Genomic DNA, 26,135 nt, shown 5'->3' on the forward strand with positions numbered 1-26,135 from the left:
AACACCAGGAAAATAATCAAGTAATTTATGCCTACTCCCAATCATCACAGCCTCACAGCCGAGGAAGCTAAAAAACTGCTGAACAAATTTAACTGTCTAGACATTGCACCTGTCCTCAAGCCATCAGAGAAAGGTTCAATCAGCCGGGCATTAATTTTAATTACCAGCCTTTCTGACTACCAAATATTAGGAATTTGTGCTGATACCGCCGAAGAAGGAATTTTAGCAATGCAAACTTATTCTCAGGCGTTAGGTTATGAAGCACCAAATAATTTACCTAAACCTGAAGGGCCAGTTTATATCAAATTAAATGGCAAAAATGGCTTGTGCTATCTTGATTCATATCCCGGACATCATCGCGGGGTATTGGTGTCTTGCCAGTCTTACCAAGAAGGGGGAATCAATGAAATGTATGGACATTTACCCCTGGATTTATTTGTATAGAATTTTTAGTAAGTTAGATTATCCGTAGGTAGGAAATATACCCTGCCTACGAATTGCCATAGGAAATGCAAAAATTATGAGTATTATTACACTACAATCAGTTAAAAAAGACTTTGGCATCAAAGAAATTTTAAAAGACGCTAGCTTTAGTCTAGATACTACCGACAAAGTAGGCTTAATTGGTACTAACGGTTCTGGCAAATCAACGTTATTAAAAATGATCGCTGGGCTAGAATCGATTGATAGTGGGCAAATTTTAGTCAGTTCCGGTTCAAAAATTATTTACTTACCCCAGCAGCCAGATTTAGATGAAGACCACACAGTTTTAGAGCAAATATTTGCTGACAGTGGTGAACACATGGCTTTAGTGCGGGAGTATGAAGAACTTTCTGATAAATTGGCTCACTCTTCAGAAGATACTCAGCTAATGTCCCGACTTTCTGTAGTCATGCAGCGCATGGATGCAACTGGCGCTTGGGAACTGGAAACCAACGCTAAAATCATCCTCACAAAATTAGGAATTGTTGACTTTGACGTGAAAATCGGGACTTTATCTGGAGGTTATCGCAAACGCATTGCTTTAGCAACAGCTTTGCTATCAGAACCAGATGTTTTGCTGATGGATGAGCCAACAAACCATCTTGATGCTCTTTCTGTAGAATGGTTACAAAGTTATTTAAATCGCTTTCGCGGGGCGCTTTTGCTGATAACACACGACCGCTATTTTTTAGATCGTGTTACTAATCGGATTATCGAAATCGACCGAGGGGACATTTACACTTACACAGGTAACTATTCATATTATCTGGAAAAGAAAGCTTTAGCTGAGGAATCTGCCGTTAGTACTCAGCGCAAACATCAAGGCGTATTGCGGCGCGAGTTGGAATGGCTAAAACGCGGGCCAAAAGCTAGAAGTACCAAACAAAAAGCCAGAATTGACCGCGCTCATGCTCTGCGTGACACTGAGTTTAAACAAGTTCAAGGTAAAGTTGATATTTCTACAGTTGGTCGGCGTATTGGCAAAAAAGTTATTGAATTAAATAACGTTGCTAAAGCATACAATGGCAGAACTTTAATTAATAATTTCACCTACGAATTTAGCCCAGAAGACCGCATCGGCATTATCGGCGGTAATGGTGCAGGTAAATCGACTTTAATGGATATTATCACTGCACGGGTTAAACCAGATTCTGGTAGTGTGGAAATTGGGGGAACAATTCACATCGGTTATTTTGACCAGCATTCTGAAGAATTACTCACGGCGTTAAACGAAAATCAGCGCGTGATTGATTACATCAAAGAAGAAGGGGAATTTATTCAAATAACCGACGGTACTAAAATTACTGCTTCCCAAATGTTGGAGCGGTTTTTGTTTCCCGGAAATCAGCAATATGCCCCAATTCATAAACTTTCTGGCGGGGAAAAACGGCGGTTATTTCTGTTGCGGTTGCTCATCAGTGCGCCGAATGTCTTAATTTTAGATGAACCGACTAATGATTTAGATGTGCAAACCTTGGCGGTGCTTGAAGATTATTTAGAAGATTTTTCTGGTAGTGTCATTGTAGTTTCTCACGACCGCTACTTTTTAGACCGGACTGTAGACACAATTTTTTCTTTTGAAGAAGGCGGAAATCTCAAGCAATATCCAGGTAATTACTCTATTTATCTGGACTTTAAAAAAGCTGAGGAAGCACAGCTACAGGCTGCTAATAATAATGCCAAAAATATCGAGGTGGAAAAAACTACATCTCTACCTAAGGAAACAGAGAAGAAAAAGCGGCGCGGTTTATCTAATTGGGAAAGGAAAGAATTTCAGCAATTGGAAGGGAAAATCGCTCAGTTAGAGGATGAAAAGGCAGCAGCGGAAAAAGCTTTGGTGAATGTCTCTCCGGGAAATTATAGCCAAGTGCAAAAGCTTTATGAACAGGTGGAAAACCTCAAGCAAGCGATTGATGTGGCGACTGAGCGCTGGTTAGAATTGGCTGAGGTGGAATCTTAATCTCATAATGTGCATTCATTGAATAACAAGATCCCCGACTTCTTAGAGAAGTCGGGGATCTGAGCTTTAAAATAGGAATGCTATATCTGATTTGTTTGTGAAAATATTCTTTTTTGAACTAACCGCAGAGGCGCAGAGGACGCAAAGAGAATAAAGAGACATTTTCACGAACACGTAGCGTGCGTTCCCTAACGCACGAATTAACTAGCAACCAAAGAAGATTTCAGAATCAGAGATTGAAATATTTTTTATTGACAATTTTTTATTGTATTCTGAGCATTAAACTGCTCAAGCGTTGCCAATATACAGTATATTCTATGTAAATGCACTTATTTTAGTAAAAATATAAAGATGAAAATTCAAAAAATCAAAACTCTTAAAACATCGCTCAAGTATCTAATTTTAGGAGCATGTTTGGCTGGAGGAAATGTTTTTGCTCAAACACTACCTCTTGCGCCTAACTTGATTGGTTTTGATTCTCCTGAAGGTGAAAAATTATTAATTGAAAGTAAATCGAAGGATGATTTTTTTCCGTTGAGTATGCAGTTTGTCACCCAAACAAATCAAGCATATTGTGGCGTTGCGAGTATGGTGATGGTGCTGAATGGCTTGAAAGTTACCGCACCGGAAGCACCCCAATATAAGCCTTATAAAGTGTTTACTCAAGAAAATTTTTTCAGTAATGAGAATACTACAAAAGTACTATCTGCTGAGGTTGTATCTCGTCAAGGCATGACTCTAAATGAGTTGGGAGGATTGTTAGGAAGTTACGGTGTTAAGGTGAAGGTTTACCGTGCTAGTGATACCAGTTTAACAGAGTTTCGTAAGTTAGCAGCAGAGAATTTAAAACAACCGGGAAATTTCGTTATAGTTAATTATTTACGTAAGGCTATTGGACAAGAAACAGGCGGGCATATTTCCCCCTTGGCGGCGTATAATGAGCAGACGGATAGATTTTTAATTTTGGATGTTTCTCGTTATAAGTATCCGCCAGTTTGGGTAAAAGCGGCGGATTTATGGAAGTCGATGGCGACTGTTGATTCAACTTCAGGGAAGACGCGGGGTTTTGTATTTGCGAGTAAGAATTAGCAAATATACTCGGCGATTAGAAATCGCGGCTACACAAACGAAGTCCGCCTTCGCGGACTAAAAGAATTTGGAACATTCATGGAATTAAATCAACTTCGCAAAGAGATAAAATCGTGTTTATAAATGCTTTTAATTCAGGACACTGATTAACCGAAACCATCAAATCTTGGTTTTTCAAGATAGCATTTCCATCACGAATTTTATTGTAACTACGCTTTTTACCTAACTCAAATATTTCTTTTATACGATTTGCTGGTGGCTTATCATGATTCACTTGTTCAGGTGAACCTCCTGGTGCTGACTTATTATGTCCAGCTAACTTTTGTATTCTTGACCAATAAGGTAATAGCCAAGCTTCAAAATCATGTTGTGCTACATGAGGATAAAATTTAGGGTTATTTCCTACCCAATCTCTCATTTTAGCTTTTGCATCTGCTGCATCTTGAAAATCTTTTGTTCCTGTTCCTGTATAAACGTCTGTTAGTGCAATTACAGCATCAACAGCATCTTTACCTGTTAACAAAAGTTCTACCTTGCGCCTAAGTTTTTCTTCTTTGGCAATTCGACCATCATCGGATATAAAGTTTAATTTGGGCATTTTTTGTTGCAAGCGCAACTTGAGGAAATCTAATAAAATATGTTTAAAAGCCGTTTCCGTTTTACCCTCAACTAAAATCGCTATCTTCATGGACGACCACCGATTAAGTTCATTGCCCAAATTTGATCTAAACTATAATCTTCTAGCCAGTGTGCTAAATCAAAAGAATCACCCCATTTCATGGTTGTTAACCCATCTTCAGTGGTGTCACAAATTAGCACTTCTTCAGGTTTTAGAAATCGGATTAATCTGTCTGAATGAGTGGCAACAATTAGCTGTGTTTTTTCTGAGGCTTCCCGCATAACATCAGCTAGTAGTTGTAATAATTCTGGGTGTAAACTAACTTCTGGTTCATCAATAAGAGTCACAGCAGTTAAACCCGGACTTAGCAACAATGTTATTAACCAGAGAAAGCGTAAAGTTCCCTCTGATAGTTGGTGCATATAAATTGGCTGAGAAAAGTTTTTATCTTTCCAAGTCATTGCGAAAGTTCCTGCTGCTACTGGAGGAAATCCTAAACGCTCAAAATCTGGAAAAGCAGCAGCAAGGGTATCTACGATAATTTCAAACCTGTCTGGATCAGTTTCTCGTAAATAGTAAAGACAGGAAACTAAATCTTCACCGTTAGCACCTGGTAATTTTACTGGACGCATTTGTTGTGGTAAGCGCACTGGACTTTTAGGCGTAACATTCAATGAACCGTAAAACGTACATGAAGCTAATTGTCTACGGAATCTTTCAGGTAATTTGTAAATTTTAGGAACTTGAGAAAGAGAAGTCTCTAAATGGTTGTATTCCCATTCTGGAGTTAATAATTTTTTACTTTCTGGATTCAAGTATTTAATATCTAAATTATGAGATTCAATGTACTTCACAGTAACAGGTTGGGGGGATCGCATATTATAATCTTTATAATCATTTTCAGTAAGTGTCTCTAAAGAAATTTTATATGCCAAGCCTTTAGGAGTAACTTCTAAGCAATAATCAAATGTAGACGAAGATTTCAGATAATCTAGCGCATCTATTAAGTAAATTGCTATCTTATTAGCTTTATCGCGAGTGATAATTTCATTCAGTCCGCCCAATTCGGAAATTTTAGGTTCCAGTTGACCATTTGCTGAAGCTGCCAAAAGTGAAAATATCTCTAACAGGGAAGTTTTACCTACACCATTAGCACCTATCATCACCGTCAAAGGTCGCATTTCGATTTCTACGTTATGCAGACGACGATATCCTTCAATTTTTATACGTTTAAACGAGTTCATAAGTCTTATTTTCTCATCTCACTTTTTTCTGCTGTTTCTTTACTGTAGCAAGTAAGGCTGGTTGTATTTTGCGCTTATCTAAAAAAGTTGTTATGTGACTTTTTATGAGCAAGTATTTTCAAAAGGATGATTTTATGAGAAATTGCACATACTGCCGAAAAAAATAGCGTAAAAATGCGTATTGTTGCCAAAACTAAGCGGGTTGTCTTCGCTGTCTTCTCTCTTAGCGTTCTCCTTTATAGCCAAGTTGTATCAGCTACTATCACTCCATCCCTACGCAGCAAAAAGGGGATGGTGGTTTCGGCCCATCCCCTAGCAAGTGATGCGGGTATTTTGATGTTAACTAAAGGTGGTAATGCGGTAGATGCAGCAGTGGCTACAACTTTTGCGATTTCTGTTGTTGAACCTTTTTCGGCGGGTATCGGTGGCGGTGGTTTTTTGCTGCTGCATTCTGGGAAAAGTGGGGAAATTAAAGCGTTGGATTTTCGGGAACGCGCACCGCTGAAGGCTACAAGAAATATGTATCTGGATGCTGGGGGTAAGGTGCGTCCAAATGCTAGTGTAAATGGTTATTTGGCTGTAGCAACTCCGGGGACTGTGGCGGGTTTGGCTGAAGTTCATCGCCGCTATGGTAAGTTATCGTGGAGTGAGGTGGTGAAACCTGCGATCGCACTCGCTAAAGATGGTTTTATCCTCAGCCCTCAGACTACATGGCGTTCTCTGTCAGCTTACGAGAACCGTAAACAGCCAATTCTCGACAATTCAGCAGCAAGGGATATTTTCACTCGCAACGGCGAATTTTATCAACCAGGGGAAAAATTAATACAGCGGGATTTAGCTAAAACTCTCACCTCTATCTCCCAAAATCCCCAAAGTTTCTACACTGGAAGTATAGCGAGTGCGATCGCATCTGACATGGCTAAAAACGGCGGTTTAATTACCCTCGCAGACTTAAAAGCCTACAAACCCATTTGGCGTACACCCGTTTGCGGCAACTTCCGCCAAGCTAAAATTTGTTCAATGCCCCCACCATCATCAGGAGGCGTTCACCTATTGCAGATGTTGAATATCATCGGTGACGCCGATTTGAAATCTTGGGGATGGCATCACCCCGACGCTATACATTTAATGGTAGAAGCAATGAAGATTGCATATAGCGATCGCGCCAAATATTTAGGTGATCCCGATTTTGTCAAAGTCCCAGTAGAACAACTCGTCAGCCCAGCCTACGCCAAAAAACGCCGTCAAGAAATTAATCTGCAAGTAGCGAAACCTGCAACTGAAATCAAACCAGGACTCGATACAACCAAAAATTCCAAAGAATCCTCAGAAACCAGTCATCTCACAGTTGTCGATGAACAACGCAACGCCGTAAGTTTGACTTTCACGATTAACCTCGGCTTTGGTGCTGGTGTGGTTTCACCAGGAACGGGGATTGTTCTCAACAACGAGATGGATGATTTTGCAGCAGCACCGGGAGTTCCTAACGCCTTTGGTTTGGTGGGTAACGAAGCAAACAGCATCGCCCCTCTGAAAACGCCCCTATCCAGCATGACTCCGACAATTATCACCGAAAATGACCGGCTGCGGATGGTAGTGGGCGCACCAGGCGGTAGCACCATTATCACCCAAGTATTGCAAGTGATTTTGCATGTCTTGGAATACAAAATGGATGTGGGTGCAGCCGTATCAGTCCCACGCATACATCACCAGTGGCTACCAGATGAGTTACGTGTGGAACCTTGGGGAATGGATGCTCTAACTCTGCAAGACTTACGCCGGCGCGGACACAAAATTCAGGAAACTCAGCCTTGGGGCAATGCAAATGCGATCATTGTCACAGGTGATGATACCCTAGAAGGAGCGGTTGATCCTCGTGGTGAGGGTTCCCCTAGAAGCTACTGATTTTGAATTGTTGACTCGGCAAAGCTGCTAGCAAACTCATTGGCCCGTGCGCTAGGAACTAATGTCCAGCCTGCTTTCAACAGTTTTTGATAAGTTGCCCAACCTTTAGAACCGCCAGGAATTTGATAATCTGGGACTGAAAAATGCGGAAAAGCCGTGTAGGGACGCCAAGGTTGGCTGGGTGCAGTCTGCAAATGCAAGACTTTTGCCCCATCGCCGCCAGACTTAGATAACCAGCACATTTGTCGATGCATGGTAAACTCCTATGGGTTTAGCTTATGTTGCATAATGACAGGCTTTTGTCAAGACCTGCCTCATTCTTGTGGGGTAGTTTTTGCCTAAAATGTTAGGCTATGGAAATTTGATACTATTGATGCCAGTAAATTACTTAAAAATGCAGACTCCTCTGGTCAGATGTCCGTCAGATAGGAAGATAAACAGAAGAATGTTTGTCCCTGATATTTTGTTTTGTGTCGATATCCTTCTTATGATATCTACGGTTTTTACAACTGTATGTAACAATAACTACTATTGTGTGAGATAGTACAGGACTGGGCGATTTGGTTTCCTGGTTACACAGACGCGGAGTTCTAAAACTAGCTACTAAATCCGCGTCTGTAGTCATAGGGATGAAGCGTATAACTTATCGCCAACAATGCCGCGAATTGCCTCTACTAGCTGGGTGTAAGCAGAATCAGACAAAACAGGTTTTGCTGCTTTTAAAGAAATTTCCTGAGCTAAATCAATCCATGACTTACAACCACCGTATTGAGAGAGATAGGGAATTTCTGGGGCTTGGGGTAGGGTGTAAGTCCGCAGCAGGAGGATATACAGGGGTTGGCGTGGTTTCCATTTTAAGCGATCGCTAATAAAATGCTCATTCCAAATGTGGAAGGGAAGTAAATCACTGACAATCGACTCATCAGCCACTGGTAAAATATCAGTAATCTCTGCCCAACTGCCGATGCGAACAGTTTCTGGATGCCAGCCTGAAGTTACAGGATAGACAAGATTCGCATACTCAGCTTTCAGCATAAAAGCTTGCTGATGTTCATAAGTGGGATAAAGCAAAATCTGATTATAGGCAACTTGGAAACGTCCATGATGTTCGTGGATACCACCTTTACGCAGCAGCATAATCGTTTGTCCGCATTCCAAAGCATTTACGGCAACTGCCCATTCTTTCAGCGCGTGGATAGTGGTTGTTAGCATAGGTGCTTATCTGCGTTTTTACTATCGGCTAATATCATCTGTATTGATTCACTTCTTCTCTATCTCTGCCTAATGATAGAGAAATATCAATCTCTTTTATTTAATACAATAATTCTGCCTGCTTTGATTTTTGCAATCAAAATAAACATTTTAAAATGCCTACCATGAATTTATGTTTCCAGCCTATATCTAAGGCATTAAAACAATGCCTGTTTTCCGGCAAAACAAGTATTCATAATTACATATTTTTTTCACCTGAGACTATGCTTTAGACAGACGCTTCGGGAAGTAAAGCGATCTAAGTTTGATAAATGAACCGCCAACATTAAGTTCAACATTTCTGATTGACATAATTAATTGTAGTTCAGAAATGGAGCTAAACTTTCCCCCAAGTTTGGCAAGTTACTGAGGAATTTAAAAATCTTTTAGCTTCAAAATTAGGAGGCGCTAATGAGCGGAAACAATAGTCAGAATTTGTTCAAAATCCTTGCTAGCCTCGTGGGAGTTGCTAGTACCAGCGCTTTACTCATTCTCCCAGTATTAGCTTTACCAAATTCCAGTTCTCGGAGTATTAAAACTAGCGAAGTCCCTGCAAGTGGAAGGTTATACACCCAAACAAGGCAACCCATAGATACTACCACCCCAAGAACACAGCAATTGCCAAATAACCGCACTATTAGAACGCAGCAATACCCAGATACGACTACTCCCGGAACACAGCAAGCTCCCGGAACACAGCAATACCCAGATACGACTACTCCCGGAACGCAGCAATACCCAGATACTACCACTCCCGGAACACAGCAAACTCCTGGAACGCAGCAAGACCAAGGTGTTAACAACAGAAGACAAAGACAAAATACTGGGCAAGGAGTCAGAGGACTGTGGTAAATTACTTGATAATTTTCTAGTTCTCTACACACTGGCAAGCTTGTTAACCTTGCTAACTCCGGTTGGATAATTTAAAAAGTTGGCTGCTACCAATAAGCGGGCCGGTAGGAACAAAAAACTGCACTGTCAATTGATGAGATGTATACGGCAGCAAATCGTGATCATGTTCTTTCTCTCCATATCGAAGCTACTCCTGGCAACTAGCGGTGAGACTGCACTATTTGTCAGGAGTAATTTTTACAAAAACTAACCTAAAGATATACTTTGCCAAAATTGCTAATCTACTTGAACAATAAAGATAACTGTGTAAACAAATTTGAAATAGTCTAAAACCCTCTGGCATGAGTGAAATAGTGCCTAATGCCAACAACAAATATTTACGCCTACCTACTTAATGATTAATATGCTCAAGCGATCAATTAACTCTGTTATTTTCATTTGTGCATTTGGGTTGTTATATTGTAGTGGACAAATATCATTAGCTGATAATCTAGAAACCGTCTCTCCACCTTCTCTTGTAGGCAAGAAGACTAGAAGTTTAGGTCAGAGGATAATTTTTACAGATTATGTCAAAAGTCAGGTTGATTCAAAAGTTGTTAATCATACTTTATCTAATAATTCCGAAACTAAAATAAGTATTTATATTGAGGATTTAATTGCTCAACCTACTGAAATAAAAATCAGTTTGAAACGCCGCCGCTTAACTCTCTATCGAGGGAAAAGTCGAATTAAAAGTTATCCTATTGCAGTAGGCCGTCGAGGCTGGGAAACCCCAATCGGTAATTTCCAAGTTCTGGAAATGTTGAAAAATCCTACTTGGATACATCCGATTACTGGTAAAGCTATTGCAGGAGGAAAACCGCAAAATCCTCTTGGTAACTACTGGATTGGATTTTGGACAAACGGTCACAATTGGGTTGGTTTTCATGGTACCCCCAATCCTGAGTCAGTAGGCAAAGCAGTTTCACATGGTTGTATTCGGATGTACAACAAAGATATTAAGGAATTATTCCATCAGGTGAGTCCCGGAACACCAGTTACTGTAGTGCGATAGCAACAGCTATTTACCTCAGATGGATAATATGAAGAGGTATTCTCAACCAGGTTTTAAAGATGTTCAAGCGAACACTGGGTACATCAACCGTGCAAATCACCCCCATTCTGATGGGGACTTGGCAAGCTGGGAAAAGGATGTGGGTGGGAATTGAGGATGCTGACTCGATTAAAACTATCCGTGCAGCTTATGAAGCTGGAATCACTACTATTGATACGGCTGAAGTTTATGGTGAGGGTCACTCTGAGCAGATTGTAGCTGAAGCTGTATCTGATGTGCGCGATCGCGTGGAGTATGCCACGAAAGTTTTTGCCAACCATCTCAAGTATAATCAAGTGATTGAAGCTTGTGAGCGCTCCTTAAAAAACCTCAAAACCGACTACATCGACCTTTACCAAATTCATTGGCCCTCTGGCAGTTTCAACAGTGAAATAGTCTCAATTGAAGAGACTATGAACGCTCTGAATCACCTCAAACAGCAAGGAAAAATTCGGGCGATTGGTGTTTCTAACTTTTCTAGCGTCCAACTAGCAGAAGCCGCCAAGTATGGACGAATTGATAGTTTACAACCACCTTATTCTTTATTTTGGCGGCAGGTAGAAAAGGATGCCATGCCTTATTGTATCGAAAACAATATTTCTATTCTCGCTTATTCTTCTTTAGCCCAGGGATTGTTAACCGGGAAATTTGCTCCTGGACATAAATTTGAACCCGAAGATAACCGGTCTAAAAATAAGCTATTTCAAGGTGAAAACTTTGAACGTGCCCAACAAGCTTTAGATAAACTGCGCCCCATAGCCGATCGCCACAATTGTAACCTGGCTCAGTTAGCGATCGCTTGGTTAATTGCCCAACCCCAAACTCAGGCTATCACTGGGGCGCGTTATCCCGAACAAGCAACAGCCAACGCCCAAGCCGCTGAAGTTAAACTATCTGCCGCCGAAGTTGCCGAAATTGATCGTATTGGACGCATTGTTACAGACCATCTCGACGATAACCCGCTGATGTGGAGTTGGGAATAAACTGTAAAAATCTGGCAGTATCCACCTTTTATAAGATAACTCGGTATGCGTAAAACTCAGTGGCTTCAGAGAAAGAGATATAAGCGACACGGGCGACTTTAGTCGCATTGAATCTTTCTAGGCTCCGGTAACATATCGATTAAGTCTTCTACTATTTGAGTAACAGTTTTATCTTTCTCAACTGCTAATAAACGTAGTTTATGCAACCGACGCTCACTAATCCTAATATGTAATTCTTTTTTTGCCATGATTGAGACACAATAGCGACACATATATGTTAGTATCTAAATAGGTCGTAAACAAGTAGTAGTTTAGAAACAAAAGGAAAAACTGTGATAGTTCTGGAATACAAGGTTAAAGGCAAACAAACTCAATGTAATGCAATAGATGATGCCATTCGTACTACTCAATTCATTCGCAATAAAGCGATAAGATATTGGATGGATGCTCCACATGAGTTAAAAGTTGATAGGTTTGCGCTTAACAAGTATTCAACCGAACTAAGAAAAGAATTTCACTTTGTCGCCGAACTAAATTCTATGGCAGTCCAATCTGCTGCTGAACGTGGATGGTCTGCTATATCTCGTTTTTACGATAACTGTAAATCAAATAAACCTGGGAAAAAGGGGTTGCCAAAATTTCAAAAAGATTGCCGTTCGGTTGAATATAAAACATCAGGGTGGAAGCTTCATCCAACAAAAAGACGTATCGCTTTTACCGATAAAAAAGGTATTGGCGAATTAAAACTTTTGGGTAAGTGGGACATTCAATCCTACAGCATCAAAGATATTAAGAGAGTACGCCTAATACGTCGTGCTGATGGTTACTACGCTCAGTTTTGTGTCGGTATTAATGTCAAAGATATTCAACCAAAAACGGGTAGCGATATAGGTTTAGATGTTGGTATTGAGAGTTTTTACGCTGACTCAAACGGATACCAAGAACCCAACCCTAAGTTTTTGAGAAAAGCTGAATCTAAAATTAAGCACTCTCAAAGACAAATTTTCCAAAAAGTCAAAGGTTCTAGCGGAAGAAGAAAAGCTAGAAAACTTTACGCTAAAAAACACTTAAAAGTAAGTAGGCAACGGAATGAACACGCTAAGAGAATAGCGCGTAACGTATGCAGGTCTAACGACGTTGTAGCCTATGTAGGCGCTTCGCCGTGCCGAAGGCTAGATTTAAGAGTTTCCAATATGGTTAAAAATCATTGTTTAGCAAAATCAATTAGTGACGCTAGTTGGTATTTGTTTAGGCAATGGATAGAATATTTTGCTGCTAAATTTGACAAATTAGCTATACCTGTGACACCTCAGTACACTAGTCAAAAGTGTAGCAGTTGTGGCGTAATTGTTAAAAAATCTCTATCAACCCGCACTCACGTTTGTAGTTGTGGATGCGAGTTACATAGAGATACAAACGCAGCAATAAATATTCTTAATCTTGCAAAAGCTAGGGAAGGGCATTCCCGAAGTAACGCTAATGGACTAGTAACCTCTACTTTGCTTGGTGAAAACCTGGTAGAGCAAGTAACTAGGGTGAAGTTAGAATCGAGCGTGTCTTTAGACCTGAGAGTGTCAATTTCCTTGCTTCCCATAATCCCGTAGTTGCTGCACTAGCTGTTCTTGGGATGAATTGGGAGTACCCGAAGTACGCGGAGTAGCAGTTGTTTGAGTCTGATTATCCGCCCTCTCAACAGATAACGGTGCGGGTTTAATCATCAGCGGCTGCTGGATAGGAGGAGGGGGAGGAGCCACCAAATCTGGCTGGTTCACAGATACTTTGGGACTGAGGGCAGGAATCACCAAATCTGGCTGATTCACAGATGCTTTGGCTTTAGGTTTGGCGATCGCAACATCTGGCTGATTCACAGATGCTTTGAGTGCGTCTAAAGTCACAGCCACCTGTGCTTCCTGCTGCATCTGTTGTGTGGAAGACACCAATTTACTCAGACCATTCACCAATTGCAGAAGATTTTTGCGGAAAGCGGGATCGCCTGTCAATTCATCCAAATCAGAAGTGATTTTTTGGGTGTTTTCAAAAGTTACTCTCGCTGAATCTAGGGTTTGTTGCAATAGCACGCTATTTTTCGGATCGTTTAAGGCTTTACTAGCATCCCGTAAATTAGCTGAGGCTTGAGCGGCATTAGCCGAGAGAGTTTCTAAGTTTTTTAGTAATTCGCCTTGGGTTAAGCGATTCACCGCAGGCGAAAGGCTAGTAACTGTCTGCCGCAGTTGGTTGCTAGTTTGGGTGATATTGTTCAAAGCACCAACCAACGAAGAACGATTTGTTGTCACCAAATTATCCAAATTGTTCAGCAACCGACTCGCTTGACTTGCGGTTAAACTAAATTGTTTTGCCGTTGTACTGAATTCATTCGCCGTGTTACCAAATACATTTGCTGTTCTCGTCGTGGTTGTTGTGAGTTGATTTGTTGCCCGTTGTAATGTCACAGCAGTGCCCGAAAATATGCCTAGTTGCCCTTTAAAGCTTCTGCTCAAACTCTGGAGATCCTTACTAAGTGCAGCGACACTGGACGCCGCATCGGCAGAGGTTTCCATCAGTTTATTCACATTTTGAGCAAATTTTTCGTTAGAGTAGGCAGCGGCGAAATTAGTTGATTGGCGAATTAGATCATCGGTACTGATACCAATTTGACCTTTTAACCGTGAGCCATTGCAAATGATCAGGCTGGGATTGCAATTTTTGTCTAGGGGTTTAGCGACAGTAGCCCCAGTAGGTAGGGATGTCTTGGGGATGATATCAATAATGCTTTCGCTAATTAATCCGGTTTGATTAGCTTCAATCACCGTCTCACTAGGAATAATCAAGTCAGCCGGAGCAATTTGAATTTCCACTTCAACGCTATTTGGTTTTGGTTGAACTTTGGTAATACTGCCGACTTTGACGCCACGAAACCGAACTGGTGCGCCTTTTTGCATCCCGCCAGCGTTGGCAAACTCCACAATCGCTTTATAGGAACTGCTACCCCCGGTAAATCTATTCAACCACAGAATAATTACTCCAAATACCCCTAGTCCTAACAGAATCAATAGACCTACAGAACCTTCTCTCAATGTTCGCGCAGACGCGAAGCGGCTTGACATTAAACCTCGCATTTTTTTTCCTCTACCCGACTATTATTCCTGAGTGCTCTAAAGCCCTAGATGGCTGCGCTGACAGCGCAGCTTGTGCTGAGTGGGAAAAATCTACTCAGGATTTAAAACTCAGCACTAGCTTAACCGACAACCTGAATCGGCCCATGCACACTCCCACTCATAAATTGTCTGATCAAAGGGTGGTCTGTGCTATCTATTTGATTAACTGTACCTTGCCATTGCACCTTACCTTGATAAAGAAAAATTAGTCTGTCAGCTGTCCGCCGAATGGTGCTGTCTTGGTGAGTAATAATCGCATAGGTACTACAGGCACCTTGTGTAAGTTGCAAATGACGGATTAAATCTTCGATCACTGTTGAGGCAATGGGATCAAGTCCGGCTGTTGGTTCATCGTATAGTAAGACAGATGGGCTATCAGCGGGTTTATCGGGGTTAGACATAATCGCACGGGCAAAACTTACCCTTTTTCGCATCCCTCCAGAAAGTTCAGCAGGGTAAAGGTTGCCGATTCCCGGTAAGCCTACCATGTCTAATTTTTCATTTACCAGTTCTCGAATGCGCGATCGCTTTAATTTAGAATTTTGATACAACAAAAACCCCACATTCTCCTCTACCGTCAACGAATCAAATAACGCCGCCTGTTGAAACACCATCCCAATCCCAATTGGATCGGAAGCATCCTCAATCAACCCATCTCGCCGTACCCCTTGCACATAAATTTCTCCCTCATCAGGTTGCAATAACCCAGCTATTATTCTTAAAACCGTCGATTTACCAGTCCCTGAAGGGCCAATAATCCCCAGTGCTTCCCCCCGGTGAATCGTCAAATCCACATGATCTAAAACCTTATTGTTACCAAAGGATTTAGAAATGCCTTTCAGTTCAATCAATGGTTCAGTCATTAGTCATTAGTCATTAGTCATTGGTCATTAGTCATTGGTCATTGGTCATTGGTCATTGGTCATTGGTCATTGGTCATTGGTCATTGGTCATTGGTCATTGGTCATTGGTCATTGGTCATTGGTCATTGGTCATTGGTCATTGGTCATTGGTCATTGGTCATTGGTCATTGGTCATTGGTCATTGGTCATTGGTCAGGGGAAAATAATTAACCAACAGAGGATCAAGAACAAATATGCAAGATAGTGATGTCATTGTCATTGGTAGTGGTATCGGCGGTTTATCTGCTGCCGGGTTACTTGCTCGTTACGGTAAGCGAGTCATTGTGTGTGAAAGTCATACAATTGCTGGAGGTGCTGCTCATAGCTTTAAACGGCGGGGCTTTGAATTTGATTCTGGCCCTTCTTTTTATTGTGGTTTGAACGATGCCCAGAGCTTGAATCCTGTAAAACAAATTCTGGATGTTCTCGGTGAATCCCTCCAAGTTATACCCTATAATCCCTTAGGACACTACCACTTTCCCGAAGGTTCTGTTGCGGTTTATAGCAACCCTGAAGAATACCGACAGGAGGTGCATAAAATCACGCCCCAAGGTGCTAAAGAACTCCAGCGGTTTGAAGAACGCTTGTTAGGTTTGTATGAGGCGATGAAAGGCATTCCCACTATAGCATTGAGGGCTGATTGGCAATTGCTGCCGATATTACTGGGTCGTTACCTGCCGTCTTTAGCAAAAATGTTCTTCAACTTGCCAATCATCCAAGCATCTGTAGGTAGTGTGATGGATGCAACGGTTAAAGATCCTTGGGTACGGCGACTAATTGATCTAGAATGCTTTCTACTTTCTGGCTTAAAGGCAGATGGAACAATTGCTCCAGAGGTAGCTTTTATGTTGGGGGAGCGATCGCGTGTTGGGGTAGAGTATCCTTTGGGAGGCAGTAAAGCGATCGTCAATGCTTTGGTGCGGGGTTTACAACGCTGGGGCGGTGAGTTGCGTCTGGGATGCCACGTTGAACAAATTTTGGTGGAATCTGGAAAAGCCGTTGGCGTCAAATTGCGAACGGGTGAAATTTTCAAAGCGCCTATAATAATTTCCAACGCCACAATTTGGGATACCTACAAACACCTGCTACGTCCTGAAGACTTACCCCCAGCTTACCGCCAAGCGGCTTTAGATACGCCAGCGGTTGAGAGTTTTATGCATTTGCACTTAGGCATCCGCGCCGATGGTTTAGAAAACTTAACCGGACATCATGTGGTGGTTCACGATTCTAGTCAAGACATCACCACACCAGGTAATACTTGCATGATTTCCATTCCCAGTGTGTGGGATGCAACTTTAGCCCCTGAAGGACATCACGTTGTTCATGCTTACACCCTCGAACCTTTCGCTGGCTGGGAACGGAATGATCAATATGAACAGAAGAAAACAGAAAAAGCCCAATCTTTATATCGCGCCCTAGAGAAAATTATCCCCGATATTCGCCAGCGTGTAGAGTTGGAACTTATCGGTACACCCCTAACCCATGCCCATTATCTAAGACGTTATCACGGAACCTATGGTCCTGCTATATCAGCGGGTAAAGGAATGTTTCCCGGTTCACAAACGCCAATCAAAGGTTTGTACCGCGTAGGTGATAGCACAATGCCAGGAATTGGCGTCCCAGCCGCCGCTGCATCTGGTATTTTGCGCGCTAATACTTTGGTAAGTGTATCGCAGATGCTGGAGTTGTTATAGATATCTAGAGTAGTTACGCCAATTTCTTTTGGGTGAGGTAAACAAGGATGGGCATCCTGCCCAACCCACAAGATTTATAATATTAAGATGTGTACTTCATTTACTTGCAAAGTACTGTATTTTTTGTTTCGCGCCAAGAGAGCTATAAAGTAGGTGAGTTAAGGTTTTATGATAATGGAAAGATTGCGGGCATGAAGGAAACAACTGAGCAGATATGCCCAAGAAAATTAGAGAATTGAAAAGTTTATTGTTGCAAGCTGGGTTTGCTTATAAACCTGCCAAGGGAAGTCATAGCAAATGGATACATCCAAAATTCTCAAAAGCTATTATTATTGCAGGTAAAGATGGCAGTGATGCTAAAGCATATTTAGAAAAGCAGGTAACGGAAGCACTGGCAGAACTAAAGAAGATTGAAGCAGATGAACAGGAGAAACCAGAAGAATGAAATATACAATAATTATTCAATGGTCTGAAGAAGATCAATGTTATGTAGTTTCACTGCCTGATTTTACTAACGTAATGCAGCCTTGTACTCATGGAGAAACTTACGAAGAAGCTTTGAAAAACGCTCAGGAAGTGTTAGAAATGCTGATTGAGTCGTGTTTGGAAGATGGTGAACCACTTCCCGAACCGCAAGTTCTAGGAAAGTCTTTAAAAGTGGCGTAATTTTTACATTTATGTAGGTTGGGTTTTACTTTCAAACCCAACATTGATTATTTTTTGGTTGGCTTAAATATAATAGCGCTACCCAATCTACAATAATTATTGGTACAATTACCTTAGCAATGAATTAATAAAATCAATTTCTTGCTGTGCTTCTGGAGTTAACTGTATTGGGTCAAACGTGGATAATAAAAATTGATTAAAATCTTCATCATCTTTTTCAAGAATTACATAATTTTCCCCAGAACCCAACATTTGATTGACTATACTTTTAGAACTAAATATCCTCGCAACTAATCCAGCAATAGCAAAGACAATTTCAGGGCTATGTTCGACACCTGTAATTTTTGTCCAAGCTTCTCTAGCCGTAAGTATTTCTGTATCAATTTTCGCCATGAATGAATTAAGCTTTTCCCGCTTACCGTAACCTAAAGCAATTTTATATGTGCTGATTTCAGGCAGTAAATTTTCTTCCTGTATCAGTCTTTGTTTAGCTGAAAAAGCATCTACCATACTCTTATTCATCACAGCAGGACCGCTTTTAATATCAAAAGCTTCTTTTCCCACAACTACATCAACCCCACCATCATAAATTTCTCGGCAATTCCCAAATGCACTCACTAAAGTTTCAAAAAGGTAGCCATATTTGGTCTCTAAGCTACTATTTAGCTTTCCTCCTACAGCAAATTCTCTAGCTTCAGGGAAACTCAAAAATAATGAGCGAAATAAAAACGGATTACCAGTTGATATAGCTTCTTGAGCCATTTCTAAAGTAGTATTTTCCATTCCAATAATTTTCTCAAGGAATAGTATGGCTATATCAAAATATTGTTGTTTCAGGCTAAATAAACTTGCTATAATATTAAGAATTGCAATATCATTATCACCTGTATCAAATAGTAAATGTTGAATATCTGGAAGAAACACTAGAGGTGTTTTTTGGAGCATTACCCAGTTCTTTAATAAAAATTTTTTAAAAATTAACCCGTTTTGGCTTGATGATATTCCCACCAGCGGTTTATTGTTAATTTTGCCTAGCAAGATAATTATCCTAGTTAGGATTTCTACTTGAATTAACATTTTTTCTAATAAATTAGCATCCCATTTAAGTTGCTGTGTAAAAAATTGAGACATATCTAGGCGTTCTTGGTTAGATACACTTATCAAAGCCTGACTCCAAGATAGAGAATTAACTTTTATATTCTCAAAACTTTGAACAATCGTGGTAATTGTTACTGCTTTTTTAGGTGGAACAAAATAGTTCAATAATTTTCTTATTATAGGCTGTTCTGATAATTGAAGAGCAACTGATTCTATTTTTCGCCTTTGCTCAGACTGTTCAACTGCTGCCAGATAAATACTTCGCTTAACAATTATTTTGTCAATTTCTTCATCTGTAATCATTTGTATGTACTTGCCCTTTTTGTCCACCCAACGAATACTTTTTAGATCATCATCACTGATGTCTAGATATTTTTCCATATCAACGATATTTTCTGCAAGTAATGCTGAACGTTTAACGCCAGCATCTTTAAGTAAAATATTCAGGATTACTTTGTCAGTCATAGATAATATGTTTTGAGATTTTTATTTGCTAATTAAAATAGTGTAAGTTGATATGGTTCCTGTATTCCTGTAACTTCCTCTTTCTTAATAAGCTTATAGATATGTTCACCTATAGCTTTAGCGAGTAACACTGGAACTGCATTACCAATCTGACGATATTTAGAGGCAGTTGAGCCATGAAATACCCAGTTATCAGGAAAAGTCTGAATCTGCAAACATTCTCTAATACTCAGAGGGCGTAACTCTTCTGGATGGCACATATCTGTTGCTTTTTGGTGCGGACTTGTGGTGATAGTCGGCGATGGTTTATCCCAAGATAAACGACGATAAAAACCAACTTTTCCCCCTCCTGATTTATAAGCACCCCCCATCGCTTCTTGCTTTAAATCGTCGGGTAAATATCTCCAGTTTTGACCAGCTTTTAGTAGACGCAAATACTTAAGACGATTTTCTGAGTAAGACAAATACTCTGGTTTAGGATCTTCTAAATTCTCCAATGCATCTTTGATAGTTAGCCATTTAGGTAACCCATTCATTCCATTCTCGCTGTGAGTGGGTAAAGGAAAGGTTAATGATTGACTCTCTCTAGAAGCAATAAATATCACTCGTTTCCTGTTTTGCGGAACTCCATAATCTGCTGCTTCTAATAGTTTGGGAAGAGCAACTTTATATCCCAAACTTTTCATTTCCGAAAGCACAACTTGTAGTGCAGAACCAGACATTTCCTCCGGTTCTAGGGTAGGGAAACCAAACCCACGCTGATCATGAGGTCTGTGGCGAATTGGTGCAGATAACAAACCTCTAACATTCTCCATCACAAAAAAGCGAGGTTGTATGCCTTCAATGATCCTGATAAATTCCATAAATAAGCTACCACGTGGGTCCATAACAGAACCACGCTTTCCTGCGGTGCTGAAAGGTTGGCAAGGTGGCCCCCCTGTTACTAGATCCACTTCCCCCGGTTTTAAAGGTCTACCAAGGTTAAGAACTCGTCCCCCTTCTTCTAGTAATGTTTGGGGTAGAGTAGCGCGAATATCTCTAGGAACTGCACTTTCAGACAGATATGGACGATTAACAGCTATTGTCTTTGTGGCATCAGCGTCTATTTCCACTACACTAACTGTGTGAAACCCTGCCTGTTCCATGCCTAGGTCTAGACCACCAGCACCTGCAAATAAACCAATTGATATAAGCTGATTTTCTATCACAATGATCGTACTTCACTCTTATAGCTGACAAATTGCTTTGAGAACTTGTAGTAATTCAATTGCACGGGGAGATTCCATTAAATTTAATAATGGCATCAGGTGATAAATTGCAACTTCTTTCTGCTGAATATATACAAATTGATAACTTCTGCCATTGGTCACTAAACCCCAAACAAAATTTTGACGCTCCAAACTTTTATAAGCATAAGTTAGTAATTGGGGTAAGCCAGTGAAAACATCAATTTGGCTATTTTTAGATTCAATTAACAATACCCAAAAATAGGCATTAACTTTTGTGGGTTTAGCTTTAGTGACAGCTAAGATATCTAACCTACCTTTAACTATTGTATCTTCATCGGCAATTTCAATATTTTCTATATTTTCTTCTAAAATAATCTCGATAGGATAGCGATAAAAACCAGCTAATCGCATTAATGGAGCAAGGGCGAGAAATTTAACTTGTCCTTCAGAAACTTTGCCGGCTGTGAGGTAACGCCGAAAATCGTCTCGTATTTGTAAAAGTTCTTTCTGTTCAACTTCTGTTAGTGGTTCTAAAGATAATAAAAATTGAGTAAATGTGTCGGCATACTGTTCTTGAAAGCCGAAAAGACGCTGCACATCTTCTAGTGATAGATTTTGGGCATTTAATATTGCCATAATTGGAGTAATTATGTTTACGTTGTTCTTGGACAGGCAAGATGCCTGTCTTACATATATTGTGTATTGATAAGAGAGGGAATTAACACCAAGTTTGAACGACGCGACCTGTTAATTGTTGCCCAAACCAAGATGTATTACTAGAAAGTGTATAAAGATTTTGCCTGTTGACTTGCCAAGTTTGCTGGGGGTCAAATAATGTTAATTCTGCCTTTTGAGCAGGTGCGATCGCATTTACTTTTTGCTGTAAACATTGCGCTGGTCTGCTACTCAATGCCTGCCATAATTCTAGAGGAGTCAATTCCCCAGTTTCTACAAGATGCTGCCATAGTAGGGGTAATGCTAACTCAAAACCAATGGCCCCCGCTGGCGATTCGGCAAATGCCTGCACTTTTTCTTCGTAGGTGTAGCCCCTGTGGTCAATAGCGATCGCATCAATCACCCCCCCACGCACCCCCGCACGTAAGGCAACAACATCGCTGGGATTGCCTAACGGCGGGTCTAAATGCAACGAAGTGTGATAACTTTTAACCGCTTTGGTATCCAATAACAGGTGCAGCCAAGTGGTGCTGGCAGTGACGGGTAAACCTTGAGTTTTTGCGGCTGCTATCAGCTCTACACTGCGAGCTGTGGAGACACGCATAATATGTACTGGTGTGCCTATAGCGGCGACTAATTCCAACAAAGCGGCAACAGCGGTGGTTTCAGTGCTGGCGGGTACGGGGGGTAAACCCAAACGTAACGCCTCGGAACCTTCCCGCATCACTCCATTGGCAGATAATTGGCGATCGCACGGCCAAAATGCTACAGGTTTATTAAAAGGTTGGAGATACTCCAACACTCTTCGCACTAATCCCAAATTTTCCCACGGTTTACCATCAGTAAAACCAACAACTCCCGTTGCTGCTAAATCAGCTAATTCAGTCAATTGCTTACCAGCAACATCCAGAGTCATCGCACCCCATAGATGCATATGAGGGAAAGTTTTCTCCTTCTCTCCCCCTCTCATTTTCTGCAACTGTGCTACAAGACTAGGATTATCGATGGGTGGAGATGTATCCGGTAAAATGCTCACTCTCGTAAAACCACCAGCAGCAGCAGCTTGCAAGAAAGATAACAGGGTTTCTCGTTCTTCAAACCCCGGTTCGCCGGAGTAGCTATACAAATCTACCAACCCAGGGCCGAGAACCAATCCCCGACAATCGCGGACTTGAGTATCAGGACTAATATCAGAAATATTTAAAGCGATTGCTTGAATATAATCATCAGCAATCAGCACATCCGCTAATTGATCAGTTTCCGAAACCGGGTCTATCACCCGTACTTTTTGCAGCAGTTCAGTAGTCATGTGAGCTATCAGCTATTACTTATCAGCACTTCAGCTATTGATGTGAGTAAACTACCCGCCACACTCGCAGAGTACCGCAGTGCGTAGGGGCTTGCATCTGAATTTCACCTCAAGCCCGAAAACCTTTGGAGGATTTCAGCTTTGGTTTCAAAGTCCGACACATTAGGGGGTGCTGACATAATATAATTTATCTTAGTGTACCTGACGTAAATATGCTGGTATTTGAGGCCAAACTTGAGGGAACAAACAAGCAGTATCAGTCGCTGAATGAGGCGATTAGAACTGCTCGTTTTGTTCGCAATGCTTGCCTGAGATACTGGCTGGACAACAAAGGCATTGGGCGATACGACCTGAGTAAATTCTGTGCGGTGCTCGCTGCTAATAAGGAGTTTTCTTGGGTATCCAAGTTGAACTCGTTTGCGTAGCATGCGCGAAGCGCGTTGGCAAGGCAAGCTTCTGCTGAAAGAGCGTGGTCTGCTATTGCTCGGTTTTTTGATAACTTAATTGTGGTGAGATTGTCAAAAAATCTCTCTCGTCCAGAACTCATGTTTGCCCTCACTGTGGGCATACTCAAGACCGCGACCATAATGCAGCACGAAATATCTTAGAAAAAGCACTGAGTACGGTTTCTTCACGTCGGAACTAACGCCTCTGGAGACATCGACCTCTGCCTGGGTGGGGCAACTCCTCCAAGTAAGCCGAGTCGTGGAAAGAGGAAGCCCAAAGAGCGATCTTTGGAATCCCCCGCTTTATCAGGAAAGGACTGATTAGCGGTGGGAGAATGTCAATGTTGACGTTTGAGTTCCCTGGCTGCCTGTGACTAAGTTAACTACAGACAAACTATCTAGACCCCAGTTGTTCAAAGGCATTACGCTGTTTACACCTGGTGGAGATTTGATTTACTGCATCGATCCTAGCAAGCAAGGTCGATGGCATTCGCATTTGTGCAGTGCTTTACAAGAAATCCTCGATTTATCAGAGCCACCTCACTTTTTAGTACCTTGCTATACGGCAACTATTGACCACTGGTTAGATCCGCGCAACCAACAAGTGCGAACATTTGCAGAAGCTTATCCGGCGGTTATTCGCCATCAGGCTGTGCTAAACGCGATTTTTGGCACGGGTGACCTAGTATGGCAAGCAGCGCCCTGGCAGGAGGGATTGTGCGATCGCATGGTGTTGGCAACTTATCGTTCTTCATTCCCGCAACTTTGGGAAGATCACGACTTAATTGTCCGCTTAGACCTTTCTGAACCAGTACCGCAATACCACCAACCAGTAATTACTGCCCAAAAACCGCCACTCATGACTCAAGGCTATGTCCTCCGCTTGTTTGTGGCTGGACATAGCGGGACTACAGAACGCATTCTCCAGAATTTGCATGAACTGCTAGAGCGATCGCTCGGATACCCTTATACCCTAAAAGTTATTGATGTTTTAACACACCCAGAACAAGCAGAAATCGATCAGGTTTCAGCAACTCCTACCCTCGTGAAGATTTGGCCTCACCCGATTCGGCGCATTGTCGGTGGGTTGGATAATGTAGAAAAACTCTTGCAGATGTTAGGTGCGAAAGAATTTTAAATTTTATTCTTTTTGTTTTCTGGTGGGTGCTAAAACTACGAGAAAGTCAAATTGTTCTCGGTCAACTGTGGTGGAACTTGTAGCGCTAATGCTGTAAATTGAACCAATAATCTGTTTAAAAGTTCGGAAGTATTCGTTGTTGCTATATTCTTCTGGTACAAGCCCGTAAGCCCATGAGAGGGAAGACCCCATATTGACATAAAAATAACCGTAGTTGGGATGGGGGAGGGACTTGGTAGCAGTGGTAAAGTTATACGTCGAAGGCAACAATATATAAGGCTGTGGTACTAAGTCGGCAATTGCCCCAAACCCAGTTGTCACAACGATTGTATTTTCATCTACCCAACTATAAGCCAGCAAGCTTTGTGAGGAATCGCCTAGGATATCCCAACTGGTGACAGGCTGACCCTTGATGGTGTGAGTGTTAACCTCTATTCCCCCGCTGGATGAGGAGTTAACAAATTCATTTAACTTTTTCAGGGTAGTATCTGCTGTGGCTCGATTGTTCGTTTGCACAGCCAAGCCTATTCCTAAATTAAAATCGCCCCCTAAGATTTTAAATAGTCCTCCCTTAGTAGGAAATAGGAAGAAACCGTATTCACCTTCCATCCAACTGAGGATGTCTTTGTCTACATCTAAACCACTGTTGGTACGGACGAAATCACGGAATTTTGTCAGCCATTCTTTAAGTTCCGGTTTCGCACTAATTGCTGTAGTCAGGACTTGCCACTGTTGGTTGAGATTGCGACCGGTGAAAGCAGAGTAAGTTGCTGCCGGCATCCGAGTGAGAATTGTCTCGGGCTGGGGGCTAAGAGTTTTAGCTGTAGGTGTTTGCCGATAAGCATGGATTTGAAAGCGCAGTCCTTCGGTTTGCGTTGAAAGCATGGCATTTATGCTGCCATATTCCTTGATTTGTTCTAAATTGATGGCATCGAAACCAACCACAGGAATAGACAAACTTGGATCTTTTGATATTTCCTGTAATAAGGTCAGAAAAGTAGTTGGATTCTCATAAAGTGTAAACAGCGTTTGACTAGCCTGAAGTGACTGGCTGGCCTGCTGATATTGGGGATTTTGGGCTAAAGTTGCGGCGTTTGCTTCTGAAGTATCGATTAACTGCTCAATCGATTTAGCGGTGATGCCGACGGCAATATATCCTGGTAGAGTAGCGATCGCTAAACTGCGTTGTCTTTTTTTCGGCGCTGGCTTCTCTAACTTCGATGCAGAATAAGCTTGAACGTTCGTAGAGCGATTAACTTGAGGCAAAGGTGATGGTAATATCGGCCCAGATTCGGGAAATTTCAGTTCTAAAATGGTGAAACCCTTGTAGTCCCGCTCTTCTGCTTCTGCTGTTTTTTCCTTGAATTTTTCTAAAAACGGCTGTAAGCGTGTCTCATCTTTAATGGGAGCCAGCATGAGAAAGGTAGCGTCGAGGATAGCCGTGGAATCTTCAGTTTTTGGCAAGAATGCCAGCACAACTTCCTCTCCCAACCAAGACTCAATATCTTTGGTATAGTCAAACTTGATATCTGGCGGTAAATACCGCGATACTAGCTCAACAATTGATTGAAAATACTGAAACCGACTCAAGGAACTCCAAGCCTCGGCTTTAGTGTTAATTGATGCTACCACTGGTGTATCGGCTGGTAAGATAGATGCGATAGCTTTTGGTACTGCTTCCTCCCTGTTTTCTTCTAAAGTTTTTGGTACTGGGGTAGCTGATGGCAGGTTCTTGTCAACTTCACTAGAGCTTTGAGACAGATAGCGTTGATGTTTGACAGTTTGAGTAAAATTTGCTGCTTGTGCTGCTGTTGAGCATAGCAGCCAGATTAATGTCGCTGTAGCTCCCCCTTTTACAAAATATTTCATCTTCTCCACC

At 41.5% G+C, this 26,135-nt stretch carries 23 protein-coding genes and 1 pseudogene; 13 read left to right on the top strand and 11 right to left on the bottom strand.

The genetic code is table 11. The features are described from left to right. Positions 1-27 precede the first annotated feature (27 nt). The 3 genes from CYLST_RS08100 (at position 28) to CYLST_RS08110 (ending at position 3,532) form a co-directional block, all read left to right on the top strand. Positions 28-444, top strand: coding sequence for a DUF1824 family protein (locus CYLST_RS08100; protein WP_015207223.1), 417 nt, complete (start codon positions 28-30; stop codon positions 442-444). Positions 445-520: 76 nt separating this feature from the next. After that, a complete protein-coding gene (locus CYLST_RS08105; protein ID WP_015207224.1) occupies positions 521-2,443 on the top strand; it encodes an ABC-F family ATP-binding cassette domain-containing protein in 1,923 nt (640 codons plus the stop codon). Positions 2,444-2,794: 351 nt separating this feature from the next. Beyond that, a complete protein-coding gene (locus CYLST_RS08110; protein ID WP_015207225.1) occupies positions 2,795-3,532 on the top strand; it encodes a phytochelatin synthase family protein in 738 nt (245 codons plus the stop codon). Positions 3,533-3,608: 76 nt separating this feature from the next. On the opposite strand, the gene CYLST_RS08115 is transcribed toward CYLST_RS08110, so the two are convergent. Next, on the bottom strand, positions 3,609-4,220 hold the full coding sequence (locus CYLST_RS08115) for a DUF4276 family protein (RefSeq protein WP_015207226.1): 612 nt from the start codon (positions 4,218-4,220) through the stop codon (positions 3,609-3,611). Next, on the bottom strand, positions 4,217-5,395 hold the full coding sequence (locus tag CYLST_RS08120; protein ID WP_015207227.1) for an AAA family ATPase: 1,179 nt from the start codon (positions 5,393-5,395) through the stop codon (positions 4,217-4,219). The genes CYLST_RS08115 and CYLST_RS08120 overlap by 4 nt, the downstream gene beginning before the upstream one ends. A gap of 174 nt (positions 5,396-5,569) precedes the next feature. On the opposite strand from CYLST_RS08120, the gene ggt reads away from it, so the two are divergent. Then, positions 5,570-7,300, top strand: a complete 1,731-nt coding sequence (gene ggt, locus CYLST_RS08125) for a gamma-glutamyltransferase (RefSeq protein WP_015207228.1) — start codon at positions 5,570-5,572, stop codon at positions 7,298-7,300. Here ggt and CYLST_RS08130 read toward each other — a convergent pair. Both CYLST_RS08130 and CYLST_RS08135 read right to left on the bottom strand, forming a co-directional pair. Then, positions 7,294-7,554, bottom strand: a complete 261-nt coding sequence (locus CYLST_RS08130; protein ID WP_015207229.1) for a hypothetical protein — start codon at positions 7,552-7,554, stop codon at positions 7,294-7,296. The two genes, ggt and CYLST_RS08130, sit on opposite strands and share 7 nt — an antisense overlap. Before the next feature lie 367 nt (positions 7,555-7,921). Continuing rightward, positions 7,922-8,512 carry a DUF1802 family protein gene (locus CYLST_RS08135; protein WP_015207231.1) on the bottom strand — a complete coding sequence of 197 codons (591 nt, stop codon included), beginning with the start codon at positions 8,510-8,512 and terminating at the stop codon, positions 7,922-7,924. 450 nt (positions 8,513-8,962) lie between these two features. Here CYLST_RS08135 and CYLST_RS32200 point away from each other — a divergent pair, with 450 nt between their 5' ends. The 4 genes from CYLST_RS32200 to CYLST_RS08155 all read left to right on the top strand — a co-directional run bounded on the left by CYLST_RS32200 (position 8,963) and on the right by CYLST_RS08155 (position 13,083). Continuing rightward, positions 8,963-9,403, top strand: coding sequence for a hypothetical protein (locus tag CYLST_RS32200; RefSeq protein ID WP_015207232.1), 441 nt, complete (start codon positions 8,963-8,965; stop codon positions 9,401-9,403). Between the two features lie 403 nt (positions 9,404-9,806). Beyond that, positions 9,807-10,457, top strand: a complete 651-nt coding sequence (locus CYLST_RS08145) for a L,D-transpeptidase (protein WP_085960764.1) — start codon at positions 9,807-9,809, stop codon at positions 10,455-10,457. A 59-nt stretch (positions 10,458-10,516) separates the two neighbouring features. Further along, entirely contained in the window at positions 10,517-11,479 is a 963-nt protein-coding gene (locus tag CYLST_RS08150; RefSeq protein ID WP_015207234.1) for an aldo/keto reductase, read from the top strand. Positions 11,480-11,811: 332 nt separating this feature from the next. Then, a complete protein-coding gene (locus CYLST_RS08155; RefSeq protein WP_015207236.1) occupies positions 11,812-13,083 on the top strand; it encodes an RNA-guided endonuclease InsQ/TnpB family protein in 1,272 nt (423 codons plus the stop codon). On the opposite strand, the gene CYLST_RS08160 is transcribed toward CYLST_RS08155, so the two are convergent. Continuing rightward, positions 13,054-14,595, bottom strand: coding sequence for an MlaD family protein (locus CYLST_RS08160; RefSeq protein WP_015207237.1), 1,542 nt, complete (start codon positions 14,593-14,595; stop codon positions 13,054-13,056). The genes CYLST_RS08155 and CYLST_RS08160 overlap by 30 nt on opposite strands. 119 nt (positions 14,596-14,714) lie before the next feature. Beyond that, positions 14,715-15,497, bottom strand: a complete 783-nt coding sequence (locus CYLST_RS08165; protein WP_015207238.1) for an ABC transporter ATP-binding protein — start codon at positions 15,495-15,497, stop codon at positions 14,715-14,717. A 233-nt stretch (positions 15,498-15,730) separates the two neighbouring features. On the opposite strand from CYLST_RS08165, the gene CYLST_RS08170 reads away from it, so the two are divergent. The 3 genes from CYLST_RS08170 to CYLST_RS08180 all read left to right on the top strand — a co-directional run bounded on the left by CYLST_RS08170 (position 15,731) and on the right by CYLST_RS08180 (position 17,896). Then, entirely contained in the window at positions 15,731-17,230 is a 1,500-nt protein-coding gene (locus CYLST_RS08170) for a phytoene desaturase family protein (protein ID WP_015207239.1), read from the top strand. 214 nt (positions 17,231-17,444) lie between these two features. Further along, positions 17,445-17,675 carry a type II toxin-antitoxin system HicA family toxin gene (locus CYLST_RS08175; RefSeq protein ID WP_015207240.1) on the top strand — a complete coding sequence of 77 codons (231 nt, stop codon included), beginning with the start codon at positions 17,445-17,447 and terminating at the stop codon, positions 17,673-17,675. Then, the gene (locus tag CYLST_RS08180; RefSeq protein WP_015207241.1) at positions 17,672-17,896 is read left to right on the top strand and encodes a type II toxin-antitoxin system HicB family antitoxin; all 225 of its coding nucleotides are present in this window, start codon (positions 17,672-17,674) and stop codon (positions 17,894-17,896) included. The genes CYLST_RS08175 and CYLST_RS08180 overlap by 4 nt, the downstream gene beginning before the upstream one ends. Before the next feature lie 108 nt (positions 17,897-18,004). Here CYLST_RS08180 and CYLST_RS08185 read toward each other — a convergent pair whose 3' ends face one another. The 4 genes from CYLST_RS08185 to CYLST_RS08200 form a co-directional block, all read right to left on the bottom strand. Next, on the bottom strand, positions 18,005-19,459 hold the full coding sequence (locus CYLST_RS08185) for a PDDEXK family nuclease (protein ID WP_015207242.1): 1,455 nt from the start codon (positions 19,457-19,459) through the stop codon (positions 18,005-18,007). A 32-nt stretch (positions 19,460-19,491) separates the two neighbouring features. Further along, positions 19,492-20,667, bottom strand: coding sequence for a DNA cytosine methyltransferase (locus tag CYLST_RS08190; RefSeq protein ID WP_015207243.1), 1,176 nt, complete (start codon positions 20,665-20,667; stop codon positions 19,492-19,494). An 18-nt stretch (positions 20,668-20,685) separates the two neighbouring features. After that, positions 20,686-21,324, bottom strand: coding sequence for a hypothetical protein (locus tag CYLST_RS08195; protein ID WP_015207244.1), 639 nt, complete (start codon positions 21,322-21,324; stop codon positions 20,686-20,688). Positions 21,325-21,406: 82 nt separating this feature from the next. Beyond that, positions 21,407-22,672: a dihydroorotase gene (locus CYLST_RS08200; protein ID WP_015207245.1), complete on the bottom strand. Its 1,266-nt coding sequence runs from the start codon at positions 22,670-22,672 to the stop codon at positions 21,407-21,409. Positions 22,673-22,884: 212 nt separating this feature from the next. On the opposite strand from CYLST_RS08200, the pseudogene CYLST_RS33210 reads away from it, so the two are divergent. Together CYLST_RS33210 and CYLST_RS08210 are read left to right on the top strand one after the other, a co-directional pair. Next, a pseudogene (locus tag CYLST_RS33210) lies at positions 22,885-23,439 on the top strand (zinc ribbon domain-containing protein). 49 nt (positions 23,440-23,488) lie between these two features. After that, positions 23,489-24,256 (top strand): circadian clock KaiB family protein, encoded by a 768-nt coding sequence (locus tag CYLST_RS08210; protein WP_015207247.1) that lies wholly within the window; start codon positions 23,489-23,491, stop codon positions 24,254-24,256. Between the two features lie 3 nt (positions 24,257-24,259). Here the strand turns inward: CYLST_RS08210 and CYLST_RS08215 are convergent, their stop codons facing one another. Beyond that, on the bottom strand, positions 24,260-26,125 hold the full coding sequence (locus tag CYLST_RS08215; protein ID WP_015207248.1) for a DUF3352 domain-containing protein: 1,866 nt from the start codon (positions 26,123-26,125) through the stop codon (positions 24,260-24,262). Positions 26,126-26,135 lie beyond the last annotated feature (10 nt).

Origin of the sequence: Cylindrospermum stagnale PCC 7417, from assembly GCF_000317535.1 — a bacterium.
In the GTDB taxonomy this organism is placed as follows: domain Bacteria; phylum Cyanobacteriota; class Cyanobacteriia; order Cyanobacteriales; family Nostocaceae; genus Cylindrospermum; species Cylindrospermum stagnale.

Excerpts from the sequence above, each read along its gene's own strand:
- CYLST_RS08100 (WP_015207223.1), top strand. The coding sequence starts at position 28 with ATGCCTACTCCCAATCATCACAGCCTCACAGCCGAGGAAGCTAAAAAA.
- CYLST_RS08105 (WP_015207224.1), top strand. The coding sequence starts at position 521 with ATGAGTATTATTACACTACAATCAGTTAAAAAAGACTTTGGCATCAAA.
- CYLST_RS08110 (WP_015207225.1), top strand. The coding sequence starts at position 2,795 with ATGAAAATTCAAAAAATCAAAACTCTTAAAACATCGCTCAAGTATCTA.
- CYLST_RS08115 (WP_015207226.1), bottom strand. The coding sequence starts at position 4,220 with ATGAAGATAGCGATTTTAGTTGAGGGTAAAACGGAAACGGCTTTTAAA.
- CYLST_RS08120 (WP_015207227.1), bottom strand. The coding sequence starts at position 5,395 with ATGAACTCGTTTAAACGTATAAAAATTGAAGGATATCGTCGTCTGCAT.
- ggt (WP_015207228.1), top strand. The coding sequence starts at position 5,570 with ATGCGTATTGTTGCCAAAACTAAGCGGGTTGTCTTCGCTGTCTTCTCT.
- CYLST_RS08130 (WP_015207229.1), bottom strand. The coding sequence starts at position 7,554 with ATGCATCGACAAATGTGCTGGTTATCTAAGTCTGGCGGCGATGGGGCA.
- CYLST_RS08135 (WP_015207231.1), bottom strand. The coding sequence starts at position 8,512 with ATGCTAACAACCACTATCCACGCGCTGAAAGAATGGGCAGTTGCCGTA.
- CYLST_RS32200 (WP_015207232.1), top strand. The coding sequence starts at position 8,963 with ATGAGCGGAAACAATAGTCAGAATTTGTTCAAAATCCTTGCTAGCCTC.
- CYLST_RS08145 (WP_085960764.1), top strand. The coding sequence starts at position 9,807 with ATGCTCAAGCGATCAATTAACTCTGTTATTTTCATTTGTGCATTTGGG.
- CYLST_RS08150 (WP_015207234.1), top strand. The coding sequence starts at position 10,517 with ATGTTCAAGCGAACACTGGGTACATCAACCGTGCAAATCACCCCCATT.
- CYLST_RS08160 (WP_015207237.1), bottom strand. The coding sequence starts at position 14,595 with ATGCGAGGTTTAATGTCAAGCCGCTTCGCGTCTGCGCGAACATTGAGA.
- CYLST_RS08165 (WP_015207238.1), bottom strand. The coding sequence starts at position 15,497 with ATGACTGAACCATTGATTGAACTGAAAGGCATTTCTAAATCCTTTGGT.
- CYLST_RS08170 (WP_015207239.1), top strand. The coding sequence starts at position 15,731 with ATGCAAGATAGTGATGTCATTGTCATTGGTAGTGGTATCGGCGGTTTA.
- CYLST_RS08175 (WP_015207240.1), top strand. The coding sequence starts at position 17,445 with ATGCCCAAGAAAATTAGAGAATTGAAAAGTTTATTGTTGCAAGCTGGG.
- CYLST_RS08180 (WP_015207241.1), top strand. The coding sequence starts at position 17,672 with ATGAAATATACAATAATTATTCAATGGTCTGAAGAAGATCAATGTTAT.
- CYLST_RS08185 (WP_015207242.1), bottom strand. The coding sequence starts at position 19,459 with ATGACTGACAAAGTAATCCTGAATATTTTACTTAAAGATGCTGGCGTT.
- CYLST_RS08195 (WP_015207244.1), bottom strand. The coding sequence starts at position 21,324 with ATGGCAATATTAAATGCCCAAAATCTATCACTAGAAGATGTGCAGCGT.
- CYLST_RS08200 (WP_015207245.1), bottom strand. The coding sequence starts at position 22,672 with ATGACTACTGAACTGCTGCAAAAAGTACGGGTGATAGACCCGGTTTCG.
- CYLST_RS08215 (WP_015207248.1), bottom strand. The coding sequence starts at position 26,125 with ATGAAATATTTTGTAAAAGGGGGAGCTACAGCGACATTAATCTGGCTG.